This is a genomic window from Lacipirellula sp. (assembly GCF_965279485.1).
Taxonomy (GTDB): Bacteria; Planctomycetota; Planctomycetia; order Pirellulales; family Lacipirellulaceae; genus Lacipirellula.
In genome coordinates this window covers 323,654-340,604 of the sequence record NZ_CBDIIC010000001.1, presented here as the reverse complement: position 1 = coordinate 340,604, position 16,951 = coordinate 323,654, and the positions used below count along the sequence as shown (strand labels likewise).

12 protein-coding genes are annotated in these 16,951 nt (G+C 63.1%); 5 read left to right on the top strand and 7 right to left on the bottom strand.

Going from position 1 to position 16,951, the window contains the following annotated elements; all coding sequences use genetic code 11:
• Positions 1-393: 393 nt before the first annotated feature.
• Positions 394-1,356, top strand: coding sequence for a GNAT family N-acetyltransferase (locus tag ACQY7R_RS01445; RefSeq protein ID WP_428303821.1), 963 nt, complete (start codon positions 394-396; stop codon positions 1,354-1,356).
• A 436-nt stretch (positions 1,357-1,792) separates the two neighbouring features.
• Complete coding sequence (gene dnaA, locus ACQY7R_RS01440; protein WP_428303820.1) at positions 1,793-3,262, top strand: chromosomal replication initiator protein DnaA; 1,470 nt, start codon at positions 1,793-1,795, stop codon at positions 3,260-3,262.
• Positions 3,263-3,330: 68 nt separating this feature from the next.
• Here dnaA and ACQY7R_RS01435 read toward each other — a convergent pair whose 3' ends face one another.
• Positions 3,331-5,226, bottom strand: a complete 1,896-nt coding sequence (locus ACQY7R_RS01435) for a sigma 54-interacting transcriptional regulator (RefSeq protein ID WP_428303819.1) — start codon at positions 5,224-5,226, stop codon at positions 3,331-3,333.
• A gap of 301 nt (positions 5,227-5,527) precedes the next feature.
• Between ACQY7R_RS01435 and ACQY7R_RS01430 the strand changes: the two genes are divergently transcribed.
• Both ACQY7R_RS01430 and ACQY7R_RS01425 read left to right on the top strand, forming a co-directional pair.
• Entirely contained in the window at positions 5,528-6,358 is an 831-nt protein-coding gene (locus tag ACQY7R_RS01430) for an enoyl-ACP reductase FabI (protein WP_428303818.1), read from the top strand.
• 495 nt (positions 6,359-6,853) lie between these two features.
• Positions 6,854-7,837 (top strand): hypothetical protein, encoded by a 984-nt coding sequence (locus tag ACQY7R_RS01425; RefSeq protein WP_428303817.1) that lies wholly within the window; start codon positions 6,854-6,856, stop codon positions 7,835-7,837.
• Between the two features lie 130 nt (positions 7,838-7,967).
• Here ACQY7R_RS01425 and ACQY7R_RS01420 read toward each other — a convergent pair whose 3' ends face one another.
• The 6 genes from ACQY7R_RS01420 to ACQY7R_RS01395 form a co-directional block, all read right to left on the bottom strand.
• Positions 7,968-8,912 carry a phosphatidate cytidylyltransferase gene (locus ACQY7R_RS01420; protein ID WP_428303816.1) on the bottom strand — a complete coding sequence of 315 codons (945 nt, stop codon included), beginning with the start codon at positions 8,910-8,912 and terminating at the stop codon, positions 7,968-7,970.
• Positions 8,913-8,914: 2 nt separating this feature from the next.
• A complete protein-coding gene (locus ACQY7R_RS01415; RefSeq protein WP_152099266.1) occupies positions 8,915-9,517 on the bottom strand; it encodes a lysophospholipid acyltransferase family protein in 603 nt (200 codons plus the stop codon).
• Between the two features lie 315 nt (positions 9,518-9,832).
• Entirely contained in the window at positions 9,833-11,065 is a 1,233-nt protein-coding gene (locus ACQY7R_RS01410; protein WP_428303815.1) for a glycosyltransferase, read from the bottom strand.
• 23 nt (positions 11,066-11,088) lie between these two features.
• A complete protein-coding gene (locus ACQY7R_RS01405; protein ID WP_428303814.1) occupies positions 11,089-12,648 on the bottom strand; it encodes a lipopolysaccharide biosynthesis protein in 1,560 nt (519 codons plus the stop codon).
• 101 nt (positions 12,649-12,749) lie between these two features.
• Entirely contained in the window at positions 12,750-13,619 is an 870-nt protein-coding gene (locus tag ACQY7R_RS01400; RefSeq protein ID WP_428303813.1) for a polysaccharide deacetylase family protein, read from the bottom strand.
• A 52-nt stretch (positions 13,620-13,671) separates the two neighbouring features.
• Positions 13,672-14,787 (bottom strand): GNAT family N-acetyltransferase, encoded by a 1,116-nt coding sequence (locus ACQY7R_RS01395; RefSeq protein WP_428303812.1) that lies wholly within the window; start codon positions 14,785-14,787, stop codon positions 13,672-13,674.
• 311 nt (positions 14,788-15,098) lie between these two features.
• Here ACQY7R_RS01395 and ACQY7R_RS01390 point away from each other — a divergent pair, with 311 nt between their 5' ends.
• Positions 15,099-16,937, top strand: a complete 1,839-nt coding sequence (locus tag ACQY7R_RS01390; protein ID WP_428303811.1) for a GumC family protein — start codon at positions 15,099-15,101, stop codon at positions 16,935-16,937.
• Positions 16,938-16,951: the final 14 nt, after the last annotated feature.

The following is a 16,951-nucleotide window of genomic DNA, read 5'->3' as shown; positions in this document are numbered from 1 at the left end:
AGGTTGCCTCACTAGGTCACTTATCGGGTGCAAGTGAAGTGAAACTCGCGACTTGCGCCGATTTTTGCGGCAGTGCCCCGTCGTTGACGGAACCACGCTAGCGTCGGCTGAATGCGCTAAGGGCCGTGGCTTAGAATGAGGCCCAAAGAATGCGGCGATGCCTCGATTTACGTTGGTTGAAAGCCATGAACGCCCGAAAATTGGCGAGAATGGGGTGCGTGTAGCCTTCAGCTAAAGAGGCTGCCCTGCGCGTATTCACCATCCTAGGGCGTCTGGGGGATGGGCTTGCCCAGGAGGTTCGAGCAACGGAAAACCTTCCGCGATGCGTGGCGTTGGCTTCGTCGCCCCGCTCGCGCTGCAGCGAGTCGCCCGCCCATCAGTTATGCTGTCGCGATGCCTGAGAAGTCGTGCACCGTCGTCCGCTGTCCACCGCATTGGCGGCCCGCTGCGCTTCGCAAGTTGCACGACAGCTTGCCCGCGGAACTGCAAGCTGGGCTGGCACAGGCTCTGCATACAACCGGCGTGGCGACCGCCACGGCATGGGATGGCTTGCTCATCGCGGCGTCCGATTCGGCCGCTCCAGTGAACATCGAGATCAGTCCCGATTCCATCACGGGAGTCGCCTGGGTCCAAAGGCTGCCGGGCGAGACGGCCTGCCTGTGGATCCCCCCCAATCAGGGCGCCATCGGCAGCGCGATAATGCGGGCCGCGGCGGCCTTCGTCGACGAGCGGCAAATTCCGCTGACGCAACTGGTGGTAAGCCCCGACGACGGTTATTCAGACGCCGAATGCTCGGCTGCGGGTTTCCCGAAGTTTGCGACGCTGCGGTACCTCTACGTCGACCTTGCGGACGATTCACGTCGTGTTGATTCGCGAGGGCCATCGCTAACGCCCTCGCCGCTCGCGTTCGCCGCGCATGCGGAACGCGAATCAGGCCGCCTGGAGCGCATCGTTGAGCAAACGTACGTCGGCACGCTCGATTGTCCGGGTCTCGACGGCGTTCGCCCTCTCGCCGAGGTACTGCAGGGCTATCGCGCGCAAGGAACGCATCGCCCCGAGCACTGGTACCTCGCGCAAACCGAGGGACAAGATGTAGGGGCTCTCATCCTCGCGGAACACCCTGGGTTGGGGAATTGGGAGCTCGTCTACATGGGGATCACCGCCGAAGCGCGCGGCCGCGGCTACGGCGCACGCATCGTGGAGTTCGCCATCGACGTTGCCGCGCGCCATCATGCCGAACGGTTGGTGCTCGCCGTCGATGCGGCCAACGAACCCGCGCTTCGCGTCTACGGTCGACTCGGTTTTATCACGTGGGCTGAGCGTATTGTGTACGCCCGTTTACGCGCGCGAGCGTAACAAACGCTGCGATCAAGACTTCTGTTGCGAGTGTCGAATCATCCGACATTTTCCGACTCATTCGCATTCGTCGGCGAATCGCCGATACAAATTCCGACCCCAACACGTTATCCACGCACGGCCTTCTCGGGAGTTTAATTTTTTTCGCCGCGAGCGCACGATCGGGAGGGCCCGTTTCTCGACCCTTTTCATGAGCGGCGAAAAGTACGCGACGCCGAATGAAGTCAAGGGCTTTGACAGGAGTGCTAGCGTCCCTAGAATCGCCTCTCGCAGGTGACAACGAACAACGTCGATCGGCCGTTCACGCGACCGATCGCTTCTCCAACGGGTGGGCGCACGCACGAGTAATCAGCGGGGGCGATCGGGTAAATGAATTTCCCGGGTCGTTTCCGTCGCGGTCGTGTTGCGCGCTTTTGAAAGCTCACAGGAAGTGGTCATGGACGATTCGGACAGGCTGTCCGCATTGCGCCAAGAGTTACGCCGTAACCTCGGAAACGAGCGTTACGAGTTGTGGCTCGGGCCGCAAACGACGCTTACGCTCGCCGACGGCGTGCTGCTGGTGGGCTGCGCTTCGCAAATGGAAGTGCAATGGCTCCGCCGCAATCTGCACGAAGCGCTCGCCTCATGCAGCGCGAGCGTCTTTGGTTCGTCGCCGTCCGTGGAGTTTGCCGCAACCTCGCAACCTGCTCAATCCTCGCCAGCCGCCGCTAACGGCGAAGTGGCGACCCTCAAACGCGCCCCGCGCCACACGCGCCGCAAACAATACTGCCAGTCGCAGTTGTCGCTAGACGGCATCGTCGAGACTAGCGTCGTTTCGCAGCCCGCCGCTCAACCGCTGCCGGCGCTGCCCGAACAATCGGCCGAACGCAAACGCCCGCGTTGGACCTTCGAAGATTTTGTCGTCGGTGATTCGAATCGCATGGCGGCCGAAGCGGCCCGCACGGCGACTCAACAGCTGGGGCGCTTCAGCCCGCTGCTGATCTACGGCCCGTCGGGCACCGGCAAGTCGCATCTGCTCAGCGCCGTCGCGGCGATGGGGCGCGCCTCGCGGCAACGCCCGCGCGTGATGCAACTCACTGCCGAGCAGTTCACCGCGCAGTTTCTCGAAGCCCTCGATAAGCGGTCGCTCCCGGGTTTGCGGCAGAAGACCCGCAACCTGGACCTGCTGGCCATCGACGACGTCCACTTCCTCAACAACAAGCGGGCGACGCTCGAAGAACTGCTATACACGATCGACGCTGTGCAAAGCCGTGGCGGGCAGGTTGTGTTGTCGAGCGATCGGCAGGCTTCGGAACTCCAAGCCGTCAGCGTCGAACTTGCGTCGCGGATCTCGGCCGGCCTCGCGGTTGCGATCGATCCGCCCGATTACGCGACGCGGCTCGGCATCGTGCGGGCGATGAGCAGCCGCATGGACATCGCGATGGGCGAGGATGTGATGCAACTCGTCGCGCAGCAAGTCGTCGGCAGTGGCCGATTGATTAGCGGCGCCATCAACCGTCTGGTCGCCGCAAGCATGGCGGCCCGCAAGCCGATCACGTTCGAACTCGCCGGCGGAGCGATCGCCGACTTCTGCCGCCAACACTCGCCGCAAGTCCGGCTGATCGACATCCAGAAGGCCGTCTGCGAAGTCTTCGGCGTCGAGTCGACGAGCCTTAAGTCGCAACGCAAGTCGCGTGCGGTCGCCGAACCGCGGATGCTGGCGATGTGGCTCGCCCGCAAGTTCACCCGGGCCGCCCTCAGCGAAATCGGCGACTTCTTCGGCCGCCGCAGCCACAGCACGGTTGTTTCCGCGCAACGAAAGTTCGACGGACTCATCGCCGAGCGGGGCGAGATCGTCGTCGGCGATCAGCTCTGCCAGGTTGAGGAAGCGGTCCGCCGCATTGAAGCCAAACTCCGCACTGCGTAGCACGTTACCCCCCCGGTTCTTCAAACCGTTGGAATGCGGACCGCCAACCTCCGTGACACCCCGCATACCTACTCGTCCCCCTCATCCTCCGCCCCATCCGTCGCCATCCCCAACTGCCGCATTTTGCGGTAGAGATTCGACCGGTGCAGCCCCAACCGCTTCGCCGCGCTGCTCATATTGCCGCGCGAGCCATCGATCGTCTTGCGAATGTAGTGCTGCTGAAAGTCGCGAGTTGCATCGGCGAGCGAACCCTCGAACTCGGCGAGCCGATCGGCGTCGCTCCCGCCCGAGTCGATCAGCACCAAGTCGTCGACTTCAACGACGTCGCCAGTGGTGAGATAGGCGAGCCGTTCGGCCAGGTTGCGCAACTCGCGGACGTTGCCGGGCCAGTTATGCGACAGCAATCGCTTCCGCGCGGCGGCCGAGAACTTCGGCGCCTTCCGCCCCATCGTTCGGCAGAATGTCTGCAGAAAGTGATCGGCCAGCCGCAGCACGTCTTCGCCGCGCTCTCGGAGCGGCGGCAGTTCGAGGCTCACCACATTCAGCCGGAAGAACAAATCCTCGCGGAACCGTTTGGCACGGACCATCGCGCTGAGGTTTTGGTTCGTCGCTGCGAGGATGCGAACCTCGGTATGAATCGGCGTCGACCCGCCGACGCGGACCACCGTTTTGTCTTCGAGCACCCGCAGCAGCTTGGCCTGCCCGCCAAGGCTCATGTCGCCGATTTCGTCAAGAAACAGCGTGCCGCCCGAGGCGAGCTCGAACTTGCCCGGCCGCGATTCGCGGGCGTCGGTGAACGCCCCTTTTTCATGGCCGAAGAGTTCGCTCTCGAGCAGCGTCTCGGCGATCGCCGCGCAATTCACCGCGATAAACGGCTGTTCGCGTCGGCGGCTGAGGTAGTGAATCGATCGCGCCACGACTTCTTTGCCGGTGCCGTTGTCACCCAGGATAAGAATCGCGAGATCGGTGTCGGCAATCCGCCGAATCGTTGAGCGCACGGCCTCGACGGCCGGACTCTCGCCAATGAGTTGCAGTCCCTGGGCCGCTTCCGCGACCAGCTGTTGATGCTTCGTCAGCAGCTCTTCAAATTCTTGCGTATTCTGCAGCGCCACCGCGGCGTGAGCGGCGAGCTCGATCAGCCCGCGCTCGTCGTCATCCGTAAAGTGCCCCTGGCGTTTGTTGAGGACTTCAAAGGCGCCCAGGCAGCGGCCATTCGGCGCGAGCAGTGGCACGCAGAGAATTGAGTGCGTCGTGTAACCAGTCGAGCGGTCGACGTCGCGATCGATTTGCTCGTCGCCGAGCCCGCCGCCGACGCGACGCGGTTCGCCGCTGTGGATCACTTGGCCGACGATGCCCGAATCATCAGGGATACGCAGCTCGTTTCCTTTCACGCCAAGCGCTGGCCGACCGACCAGTTCGTGCTTGGGCCGATCCCACAGAAAGATGCTCGCGCGGTCGCCTTGCAGTAGTTCGGTGGCGGCTTCGGCCATCGCCTTAAGCAGCGCCTCCATTGAGTTCGTCTGCCGCCAGGCGTGGGTGATTTCGAGAATCGTCTCCAGCCGACGAATGCGATGCTCACGCCGTTGCCGGCCGAGCACCGAACGATCGGCCGCCGCGAGCCCTTCGGCAAACTGCCGGAACGCCGCCTGATCGCTCAGCCCGCGCGCCGCAATCGCATAACCCTCGCCGAGCGGAGCGGCCAGCCAATCAGCGCTGGAAGCAACGCCGTCGCGGTCGATCGCATCAGCGACGAGTTCCGCCGGAACCTGCCGCTCGCCCATGCCGCTGGCCGACTGCACCTCCCACTTGGGCGGGTTCGAGTGAACCACCACCAGCGAAGCGGCCGGTAGGAGCTCCCGCGCTTCCGGCAAAACCTCGTCGAGCAGCCCCTTGAGGGTGTCATGCCGGCCTGAGCTAGCGAGCAGCAGGCGGAGCAGCGGGATTTGATCGGTAGTGTTGGCCACGGGGCTGTTCTCAGTTTATGCCAGGGGAGTAATCGATCGGTGCAGCTGCAGCGGCAAGTGACATCTTTTAGACTCACGGCAAGTGTATCCTTTTGTAGACGTCAGGTCAAGCGGCTGTGTTGTCTAAATGATTTGCCGGGGCCAAATTCCGCGGAAATGCAGGGGTAAAACGCCCCCCTACCGTTGCCGGCGATAGCGGTGTATCCTGCGACGCTCGCGGATCCGCTCGGAGGGTCGGCGACTGCCGTGGGTCGTCCGACCCCGGCACTCCAGGGCATTCGCGGCGATTTAGGAGCGGGTTATGGGCATGTTCAGCGGCAAAAAGGGTCTCATCACCGGCGTCTTCAACGAGAAGTCGATCGCTTGGGCCATCGCGGAGCTGATCATGCGTGAGGGGGGCGTCTGCGGCTTCACCTACATGCCCGACAAGGCCGACGACGCCCGCCAGAAGAACCTCGGCCGCATCTCGAAGCTGGTCGAAGGCCAGGAGAACGCCAAGTTCTTCACCCCGATGGACGCTACCAACGACGAGCACATCGCCGCGGCGATGACCCGTTGCGAGGCCGAGATTGGCAAGATCGACTTCCTGCTCCACTCGATCGCCTTCGCCCCGCCGGAAGACCTGAAGGGCGACACGCTCGACACGAGTCGCGAAGGCTTCAAGATCGCGATGGAAATTAGCGCCTACAGCTTGATCGCGCTCACCAAGGGGGCGAAGGGCGTACTGAAGGATGGCGCCAGCGTGCTGACGCTTACCTACTACGGCGGCGAAAAATGCGTCCCCGGCTACAACATCATGGGCGTCTGCAAGGCGGCCCTCGACTCGATCGTAAAGTACTTGGCGTTCGACCTCGGCCCGCGCGGCATCCGCGTCAACGCCCTCAGCGCCGGTCCGCTGCAAACGATCTCGGGCCGCGGCGCCGGCGTTGATCAAATGCTGTCGCTCTACGAAGCGATGGCTCCGCTGGGCCGCAACATCACGCACGAAGAAGCGGGCAAGTGCGGTGCGTTCCTGCTGTCGGATATGTCCGCCGGCGTCACTGCCGAGATCCTGCACCTCGACGGCGGCTACAACGCGATGGGCTCGCCCGGGCGCATGGTCGACCAGATCAAAGCCGCGCAAGCGAAGTAGTACCAACTGCGAGCCGGAGGGTTTATCCCCTCCGGTCTTGGTTGTGGCTTCGATATTCAACACGCGCCGGGGCCGAGACGGCCCGGCTCGCTTCGCGCATTTTCACGAATCGCGATGCGCGTCGCCGCACGCACGCCTTGCCGTGCTAGCACCACTTCTCCACTTTTCTCATTCAATCGCTCTTTGCCAATTTACGGCGAGTGCGGTAAATTCTGCAAACCTTGACGGAACGGAACCCCCGCTATCGTGACCCGTAAGTCTACGATTTCGTCCCGTTAATCCCCGCCTTGACCCTCGAATCGGCAAGCTCTGAGTTAACGGCCGGATGGATTCGGCCCCACAGTTGCTCTACACGCAGGCCGCATGCGAACGTCTCGACGCTAGCCCCGCAGCTATCGTCGCGATCCCAGGACAAGGATGGTCCTTTAATCGCAAAGGAAGAGCATGGACGCTCAGGTCTCTCGGAGCCTTCGTAGGCTTATTGCGCTGTCGTTGTTGGCAGCGATCGTTGCTGCCGTGTCGCCGCTCTCGCACGCGGCCGGCTACCGCACCGTGAATTTCACCGTCGACGCCCCGACGCCGCAACTCGCCAAGGAAATCGGCGACTCGGCCGAAGTCTGGCGCTGCGACCTGGCGAAGGAATGGCTCGGCAAAGAGTTGCCGCGTTGGAGCCAACCTTGCCCCATCAAAGCGACCGTCGCTCCTCACCTCGGCGCTGGCGGCGCCACGAGCTTCGTCTTCAACCAAGGCCAGGTCTACGACTGGCGGATGAACATCCAAGGTTCGCGCGAACGGGTGCTCGACTCGGTCCTGCCGCACGAAATCACGCACACGATCTTCGCCACCCACTTCCGCCAGCCGCTACCGCGCTGGGCCGACGAAGGCGCTTGCACGACGGTCGAGCACCATAGCGAAATCCAGAAACAAGAGCGGATGCTGATCGACTTCCTGAAGACGAAGCGCGGCATTCGTTTCGACGAGATGTTCGCGATGACCGAGTACCCTGCCGACGTGCTACCCCTCTACGCCCAGGGCCACTCGCTCTCGCAGTTCCTTATCTCGCAGCGCGGCAAGCAGGTTTTCCTGAACTTCCTCGCCGATGGCATGCGGACGAACGATTGGCGGGCTGCCATCCAAAGCCACTATGAGTACGAGCACCTGCTCGCGCTGCAAAACTCGTGGATGGACTGGGTTCGCGCGGGTCGTCCGCCGCTGCAGCTTGTCGGCGGTGGCGGCACGATGCTCGCCTCGGCTCAAGTGACGGTTCCGGCTCAGCAATCGACGGCGAGCAGCGCCTCGGCGACGATCACCCCGACGGCCAGCCCCGTCGGCAACGTCGCCGCCCGCCCGCAGAGCGTCTACGGCGAGAGCACCAACTGGGTGCCGGCTCGCAACTCGCAACCCGTTGCCGCGACGGCCGGCTACGAATCGGGCCGCCCGATCATGATGAGCGGCGGGCGTGAGAATGCAATGCGGTAAGCGTTAAGGGGTCGGGGGCGTTTTGCCACTAGCGGCTTTCGCCCGAATTGACGACTGCAAGTGGCAAAACGCCCCCGACCCCGTCCACCGTGCCAGCTCCCCCCGGTTTGAAGAACCGGGGGCTAAGTGCTCAACCCGCGCCGAAGAAGTACCGCGTCACGTGATAAAACACCGGCGCCGCGAAGCAGATCGAATCGATCCGGCTCAGCACGCCGCCGTGCCCTTCGACAAAGTTCCCGCTTGAAACCTCGCCGCGGTCTTTCTTGATCGCCGACATCGTTAGCGATCCGGCCGCTCCGGTCAGGGCGATCAATAGCGCCATCGCCGAGGTCTGCCACCAATACTGGAACGGCGACGCCCACTGCAGCAGCACGCCCAACAGGGCCGTCGACGCCGCCCCGGCCAGCACCCCTTCCCACGACATCACGGGATCGACCTTCTGAGCAATCAGGTGCCTTGCATAAATCCGGCTCCAGAACCATTCGAGCAGGTCCGAGGCGAGCACGATCGTGATGAAGAAGAACAGCATCCCGGCAGGATAGTACCGTTCCGGCGTGTCGAGCTTCAGGTACAGCAAGGCCGGTGCGAAGCTCAAGCAGTAGACGCAAATCATTAGCGCACACTGCACCTTGGCGATCCGCTCCAAGAAGCGGTCGTAATCGCCGTACACAGCCGCCCGCGCGGCGATGAAGAGGAACGCGAATACTGGGATCAACACGCTATAGAGTCCGTACTTGTCGAGGTAGACAAGCAAAAACTGCATCGGCGTGAAGAAGAAAAAGACCCAAAACAATGCCCGGTGGTCGCCGATGCGCGTCGGCGTCAGCGTCACGAACTCCCGCAGCGCCCAAAATGCAATAAACGCGAACAGCACCACGGTCAGCCATGGCAACAGGAACGCGATGACGATCACGGCAGTGAAGAACCACCATGCCTGGATGCGTGAATTGAAGGATTCGATCGCTCGGCGATCGAGCGCCGGCGACTCTCGCTTTCGCAGCCACTGACCGACGAACGTCGCCACTCCCAAGAGCAGCAGCACCGTTCCGACGAAGATTAACAGGTTCGGATTCATCGTCAGACCTCCTTCAGGCGGAGGATCGCGTCGCGGGCACGGGCGAGGAAATCGGGCTTCGGTTCGCTGGCCTCGAGCCACAACGGCGGGCCGAACGTCACCGACGACAACAGCGGCACGGGCAGAAACTCGCCGCGCGGCAAAATGCGATTCATGTTGTTGATGTAGACCGGCACCAATTCAAGGTCGGGCCGCTTCTTCGCGAGGTAATAGAGCCCGCTCTTGAACTCGCCGACCGATTCGCCGCTCGAACGCCCCCCCTCGGGGAACATGATGATCGACTGTGTCCGGCCAATCTCGCGGACCATCAGGTCGACGGGGCTCTGGTGGACCTTGATCTCGGTCCGGTCGATCAGCATCGCGTTGAAGCTCTTCGCGAGCCGCGGCTTGAGCCAGCCCTTCGACCAGTAATCCTTCGCAGCGACTGGCCGGGTGAGCCGCCGGACCGGCGTCGGCAGGGCCGACCAGACCAGGATCACGTCGAGATGGCTCGTGTGGTTGGCGAAGTAAACCCGTTGGCAGGTATCGGGTTGCGATTCGACCCAGCGCACGCTGGCCCCGCTTATCGCGCGGGCAATCCAAGTGAGGAGGGTTTCGGTGACCATGTCAGACTGCGGGGTTTCGGAAAATGGCGAAGCTGTATGGTAATGGCGGGGCGAGTCGAGCGGAATGCACGCGATTTGGGCATTCTCAACTCGCCGAACGCTCCCGATTCCGCCCGCACACAACCGCGCCAAAAATTGATTGTTCTGGTCCCCTCCCCCTTGAGGGGAGGGTTAGGGAGGGGGGCGTGGCTGGTACCCGCTTTAACCCCCTCCCCCCGCCCGGTGCTACGCACAGACTACCGCCTGCGCTCGCTCGCCGCTGGCGACCGTGCTCGTTGCTCCCTCAAGGGGGAGGGAGCCACAAGAAAAAATCTCTTACATCGTCCCTTTCGCATTTCGCCGCGGCAAAACGCCCGTCAAAAACGGCAGCGTGCTCGGCCCCTCGTCGTCGTCCGTCGCCAGGGCGGGCGCCAATTTCGCCACCTGCTTCGAGACAAAAATCCGCTCGATCAGCTCTTCGTAGCCGCGGACCATCGCCTCCAGCGACCAGCGGGCCTCGACCCGTCGCCGTCCTTCTTCGCCCAGCCGGCGGGCCTCTTCCTGATTCTGCAGTAGTTCTACGGTCGCCCCGACGAACGCTCCCTCGTCGCCCGGCGCAAACAGCCGCCCCGTGACGCCGTCGACCACCGTCTCGCGGACCGAGCCGACGTTCGACGCCACGACCGGGACGCCACAGGCGAGGGCTTCGAGGATCGATACCGGCGACGCCTCGTTGTGCGAAGTAAGCGCCACGACGTTGCACGCCGCGAGCAGCGCGGGGACGTCGCTCCGCGAACCGACGAAGTGCACCGCCTCGGCAATCCCGAGATTTTTCGCCAACGTTTGCAGTTCGTTCCGCTTCAGCCCGTCGCCGACGATGATGAAGTGCGCCGCCGGCAGCGTTTGGCGAATCGCCGCGGCGCCGTGCAGGAACAGTTCGTGATTCTTTTCGGGGCGCAGCGCGGCGAGGATGCCGACCACCGGTGCGTCGGCAGCGATGCCAAGCTCACTGCGAATCGGCGTGGCATCTTGCGGTGAGAATCGCTCGCAATCGACGCCGTTGTAAATCGTGTTGACCTTCGCGGCGGGGAAGCATTCGTTCTCCACGAGGTGGACCGCGTGCGCATCGGCGACGCCGATAAAGGCGTCGGTGATCCGCGTCAGCATCCGGTTGAGCCGACCAACGCCGTCAGGCCAACCGGTGCTGTGGAGCGCCGACGCCACCACCGGCACGCCTGCGAGATACGCGGCGAGCCGTCCCCAAAACATCTTGTCGCCTGCGCCGACGGTCACCACCGCATCGGCCTGCGGCCGCCGCATCAGCGACCACAAGCGCGGCAGAATCCGCACGTCGTATTTGCAGGCCAGCAAATCGTGATGCACCGGCATCTCGTCCGCCAGCATTTCGCCGAGCGGCCCCGGCTCTTTGAGGCAGACGATCTCCGGCGCGAACCGCCTCCGATCGAGGCGGCGCACCAGGTTCACCAGCAGCGTCTCGGCGCCGCCGACCGGCATGCTCGTCAGCAAGAACAAGACGCGCAGTGGTTTCGAACGTTCGACAGTTTCCATCGCAAGCCTCGCAACTTAGCGGATCAGTTCGCCGCTCGAACGCGCGGACGCCGCAGCACGGGAAGCACCTTGGCGAGCGATTCGAAGGCGAAGTGTTTGAGTTCGTATTGTTCCAACGGGTTAAGGATCCATGGCGTCAGCAAGCTCGCAGCGAGCACGGCAGTAGTGACAACTGTCGCCGGCCACAGGCCGAACCCAAGCGCGAATGGCGCCATCGACAGCAGCCATGTCCCCAGGTCGACGCGCATCCCATGCCGGCGATTGAGGCCGAGCACCACGACCAAACAGAGGCAGGTCGAAATGGCCGTCGCGAATACCGCCCCATGCAACCCGTAGATCGGCAGCAGAATGAAATTGAGAATGATGTTCGTCACCAGCCCGATGAATAGCGGGACGGTCGAGAGTTTGGCCTTCTCGGCGCACCAAAGATAGTTCTGGCCGATGATGTAAATTCCGTACCAGACGCAACCAGCCAGCGTCCACGGCAGTACGTGCAAACCGTCGTCGTACTTACTTTGCAGCACGCTATGGAACAGCACTGGCGCGACGGAAAGCACCGCGACGCCGAACACCATCATGCTGATCGCCGCTAGTTTGATCGTCACATTCAGTCGCTTTGAAACGTTCTCCGGTCGGCCTGCTTCCCAATCGTGGCTGAGGTGCGGCATGACCAACCCGCTCAGTAGGTCGGCGACCGAAACCATCAGCAACGGGATGATTCGACTGCTGTGGTAGTGCCCCACTTGCTCCAACGCTTCGGTCGGCGTCAGACCAGCGCAGTGCACGATCATGTACCGATCAACGATCGCAAATAGATGCGTCAGCAGATTGGTCACCCAGACGAAGAACGCGAATCGCAGCAGCTTCGTCCAAAACTCGCGGTGGACCAAATCGTCTTCGGGCCGATCGAGATGGGTGAACGCCGGCCACGCCCAAATGATGGCGCCGACTGACGAAATCAAACAGGCGATCGAGTACCCGAACAGAATGCTGTTCATCGTCGGGTACTTCCACATCAACCCGAGCGAAATCACCGCGAATAAGATGCTCTGCACGAACTGCATCGCCGAGACGATCCGCACCAGTCGCAGCGCCGTCAGCAGCGCGGTCAGTGTGTGCTGCAGGATAATCGTTAGCAGGCAGAAGCCGATGTTTCGCATGACGTCGGCGTATTTCGCGTCGCCGAACATCATTTGCGAGAGCTGTGGCGCCATCAGTTCGATGATCGCCACCGAGATCAACCCGCACGCTGTCGTCCAGATCGTCGCCCGGTTGAGGAACGTCCGCAAATGCCCGCGTTGCCGGTAATGTTCGGCGTAACGGCCGAACGACCCCGGCACGCCGAGCACCGCGAGCGGCGCCGCCAGCATCAAAAAGCTGTACACCATCTCCCACTCGCCGAGCGACTCAGGGCTCAGCCAGCGGCAGAATAAGATCCCGCGGCCAAAGCCAACGGTTCGCTGGACGACCGTCACCACGAGCAGAATGATGACGCTCGCGGCGAGCGTATCAGCCTCCAGGTTTCGGCGCTTGTCCAGCGTCTTCGAGTTGTCAGCTTCAGTAGCGATAGATCCGACTCTCATAAAGCCGCCGACGTCGTCGGCGGTGCATCACGTTTGGTTATCGTTTTCGAACATTCGTCCACCGTCAGAGACGGTGGCTTTCACAATTCAGCGCTTCGGTGCTATTTGCCCATTAGCCCCGCACCCCCGCGAAAGTCCCCCGCATCAAACCGCGGAATCCGCCGAAACTTCCGCGGATCGGCAGTCATCCAATTGCAGAACCGCGCCCAACTCGGGTCGCCGTGAATGCGTTGGATGTGGAACGGATCGTCGCCCGGCATGTTGTAGCCGCCGTACGCCGAGCAGACGCCCCAGTATCCGGCGCGAAACGCCGTCGCGAACGCCTGTTGCGACAGATTCGCATGCAGTCCGAACGGAAACGCAAAGTAGCGCACCGATCGGCCGATGATTTTTTCTAAATCGATTTTCGAGCCAATGATTTCGCTGTCGAGAATCTGCTGCGAGGTGATCGGACCGAGATTGATGTGGTTGCGCGTGTGGGCGCCAATCTCGACGCCCGCTTCGGCCAACACGCGAATTTGCTCCGGAGTGTTCGGCTCGAGCGGCTTGCCTTGCCGCACGTCGTGCACGAACGGCCGGCCTTCGAGGACGTTCCCCGAAGCGACGAAGTAAGTGAACGGAATGTCTTGCTCGATCAGCCACGGGAGGGCTTCGCGGCAGTTGTCGGCGTAGCCGTCATCGAACGTGATGCACACCGCCGCGGTACGGTTCGCCTCCGACCCCATCCGCTGCTGCGCTTCGGTGAGCGAAATGATCTCGAACCGCTCCCGCAGCCAGATCATCTCTTCTTTAAATCGCTGGTTCGAGATCGTCCAGTCGTTCGGACTCTCGTCGGCAACGCGATGGTAGAAGAGCGACATGATCGGCGCTTGCCCCGCGGCGACCAATTGCGCAGCCCGACGACGACGCAACGGTAGCGTTGCGAGGTAGTACATGCCCAGCAGTGGTTCTTTGCAAGCTTCGGCTAGCATGTGAAACACCTCAGGGGGGCGGAAAAACGCGGAGGTCTGCGGCATCGACTCGTTAACTAAACAGCGAGGTGAGTTGCTTGGCGGTCGTTCGTAAGTTGGTCGCGCTCCCGCGCACCCGGTCGCGCAACCGCGGCCAGAGTCGATGCGGAACTGCAGTCAATCGATAGGCCTGGCGGGGCGTTGCGCGCCAGTGGGCTTTGTATGGTTCGTCGCCGCGGAGGAAGTCAAACTGCGATTGTCCGGCGGCGATTGCGTGGCGGATTGAGCAAATGGTCGACAGTTGCCCCGGCTCGTCAGCAAGCCGCGTCGGATCGACGCCTCCTTGATAGGCCCAAGTCGCTTCGGCGTTGCCGACGTGGTATTCCGCGGCAATCGGCTGGCCGTCGAGCGTGAGCGTCGAGAGCCGCAATCGGCCTTCGGCGAGCAATTGCTGAGCAACGTCCCAATGAAACGCCGCCCAGGTCGGCGAGGCAAAGCAACCCGGCTCGCCGAGCGATTGCCGCCGACGTTGATGCAAGTCGACCAGCGTTTGCCACGCATCGCCGAATTCCTCCGGCGATGCGATCATCCGCCACTCGGCCCGCGGCGAGTCGAGCACGCGGCGTTCCATCTGGCGAATCTGTTTGCGGTGCGACTTCGACTGCAGGGCGAGGAACTCGTCCCACGTCGCCGGCAAGTCGATCGCCCAACAGCGGTCGGTCGACATCCGCCGCGTCGTGAAGTCGCGGCGAGCCAAGCTCCCCAGCAGATTCATCGTCGCGGTGTCGGCGTCGTCGATCGCCGTGAAATCAACCAGATCGATCTCGCCAATGGCGGCGATCGCTTCAGCGATGCCGTCCACCGCATCGGTTTCAAACGCCGGATCGAGAATTACTCCCAGATGTTCGCTGCAAACTTCCCCATCGCCTAGCAGCCGCAAGACGCAGCCCTGCGTCCAGGTCGTTTCACAGTACGCGGGCAAAATGGCGCGAACGCTATCTGCTGAATCGGACGCGTCGCTGAACGCGATCCATACGCTCAGTTCGCGCTCGGCCTGCTCTTCGCCGTAGTGCCGCCACCATGCCGCCAGCCACGTCCAACGACGGAACGGCAGCCCACCAGCGAGCCGATCCCAGGCGTCGCGGTAGGGCAGCAGGTCGTTCAGATTGTCGAAGCGTTGGAGTCGCACCGTGGCAATCCTGAAATGATTCGTAAAACGCCGGCGTCGGCCGCACCCGCGCGCAACGCTCGCGCACGGGCGGCCCGTCCACCGTCCGAAAGTCAGCGAAAACATAGGTCGGGATTCGCAAAATGATGACAACGGAATCCCGAAGTAGCGACTGTAACGGCTCGGCCGGTCAGGCCAGCCGCACCGCATCCCCGGCGGCCGACGATTCCGCCGGCAGCGATCCTCCATGAGCTAAGTTCGTGTATCGGGAGGGGAGCCCTGCGCGAGCGGATTGCCGCGCGCTCTCCGCCCTCATCGATCGAGCCCACGCGATGAATGCCGCTCCCTTTCCCTCGCTCACGCCCCACGAACTCGCCCGCTTGCTGTGGCGGAAGAAGGCGCTAATTCTCGCGCCCGCCATCGTCGGCGGCGTGCTCGCGGCCGCCTACTCGCTGGTGATGCCGCGCTACTGGGAAGCGTCGCAAGGCCTCGTCGTGCGGCAGGAAACTGCCGGCGCCCGCGGTCCCACGCCCGGCAAGTTCGCCGATCTGTACGAGATGCGCACGTTGCAGGAAACGATTCTCGAAGTCGCCAAGAGTCAGCAAGTCGTCGTCGGCACGCTCAAGGCCGTTAACCAAGAACTCAACGGCGCCGCCGGCGAGCCCGACGCCGAGGAGATCGACAAGTTTCGCGAGCACCTCAAAATGCTCCCGCCCCACGGCGGCGAGTTCGGCAAGACCGAGGTCTTCTACTTCTATATGAAAGATCCCGATCGCAAGCGTGCGATCGCCCTCGTCGGCGAACTTTGCCGGCAGCTCGATCTCGCCCTCAAGCAGCTCCGCACCGAACGGGCCCAAAGCCTCGTCGCCGAACTGCAGGAGCAGGTCGATCTCGCCACGACGATGAACAACGAACAAACGGCCAAGCTGGCGTCGCTCGAAACCGAAGTCGGCGCCGACCTCGGCGAGCTCCGGATGCTCCACTCCGGTTCGAGCGGGCAAAGCGACCTCCGCACGGAGCTCGTGCAGCTTGAATCTGATCTGCGGAAGTTCCAAACGCAGGTCCGCGAAGCGGGCGAGCTGATCTCGCTGCTCGAAGCGGCCCAACAAGACGCCCAACAGCTGATCGCGACCCCGAATAGCTTGCTGACGACGCAACCTGCGTTGCGGCAACTGAAGGATGGCCTCATCAAGGCCCAAATCACCACCGCGCAACTTTCTGGCACCCGTTCGGATGAACATCCGCAAGTAAAGGCAGCCATTGAAAGCGAAGCGCAGATCCGCAACGATCTCCACCGCGAACTCGATACCGCCGTCAACGGCGCCGAGGTTGAAAAGAGCCTCGCCGAGCAACGTGTCACCGCCACGGAGACGCGGCTGCACGCCCTGCAAGCCCGGCTCGTCAAACTGGCCGAGCAACGGGCCGAGTATGCCAACCGTATCGCCGCGGTCGACAACAGCCGCGCGACGCTTAACCAGGCCCGTCACAATCTGAGCACCGCGAAGGCTGCCGAAGCCGCCGCCCAGGGCGCCAGCCTCGTGACTCGCATCGGCACGCCTGAAACGGGCCCCCGCCCGGTTGGGCCGGGCCGCACGATTATCGCGCTCGCCGGCGCCGTCGGCGGCGGGATGCTAGGCGTCGCGCTCATTTTCTTCACTACCGTCGGGGCGCCGCAAGAATCGACGCAGTCGGTCGTGGGAGTTCGTCCCGCTCCATCGCAAACGATTCCATATGCGCCGGCACCAACGCAACGTCGTGCTGAAACATTCGAACCCGTTCCCGCACGCGAACCGCTGCAGCCCGTGGAACACTTCGCGGCAGCCGCGCCGTCACAAGCGTCGGCAATGCCGCGCAGTGCGCAGCCGTGGGACGTCGAAACTCGCCCACCGGCGGAACATTGGAGCGGCCTCGGCACGAGCGCTGAACTCGCCGCCGCGTCGAAACATTTGCTGGGCACCGGCCGCCCGGCCGCAGCGCAAGTAACGAGCGCCAGCGCAACCGCCACGGTCGCCGCGCCGGTCGCGACGATGCCCGAACGCAAACCCTCGCTGCCGCTTCCTCCCGGTGCGCTGCCAAGTGCCCTCGGCAGCCTGCCGCCCGCCGGCGTCGCTGTCGCCCCGGCCATGTCGTTGCAAGAAGCGATCCAAGTCGCCAAGCAATCCGCTAACTGATCGACGACCGCAGT

Bases quoted from the DNA above. Each gene is read 5' to 3' on its own strand.
- ACQY7R_RS01430 (WP_428303818.1), top strand. From the start codon at position 5,528: ATGGGCATGTTCAGCGGCAAAAAGGGTCTCATCACCGGCGTCTTCAAC.
- ACQY7R_RS01400 (WP_428303813.1), bottom strand. From the start codon at position 13,619: ATGCTAGCCGAAGCTTGCAAAGAACCACTGCTGGGCATGTACTACCTC.
- ACQY7R_RS01420 (WP_428303816.1), bottom strand. From the start codon at position 8,912: ATGAATCCGAACCTGTTAATCTTCGTCGGAACGGTGCTGCTGCTCTTG.
- dnaA (WP_428303820.1), top strand. From the start codon at position 1,793: ATGGACGATTCGGACAGGCTGTCCGCATTGCGCCAAGAGTTACGCCGT.
- ACQY7R_RS01405 (WP_428303814.1), bottom strand. From the start codon at position 12,648: ATGAGAGTCGGATCTATCGCTACTGAAGCTGACAACTCGAAGACGCTG.
- ACQY7R_RS01415 (WP_152099266.1), bottom strand. From the start codon at position 9,517: ATGGTCACCGAAACCCTCCTCACTTGGATTGCCCGCGCGATAAGCGGG.
- ACQY7R_RS01445 (WP_428303821.1), top strand. From the start codon at position 394: ATGCCTGAGAAGTCGTGCACCGTCGTCCGCTGTCCACCGCATTGGCGG.
- ACQY7R_RS01390 (WP_428303811.1), top strand. From the start codon at position 15,099: ATGAATGCCGCTCCCTTTCCCTCGCTCACGCCCCACGAACTCGCCCGC.
- ACQY7R_RS01410 (WP_428303815.1), bottom strand. From the start codon at position 11,065: ATGGAAACTGTCGAACGTTCGAAACCACTGCGCGTCTTGTTCTTGCTG.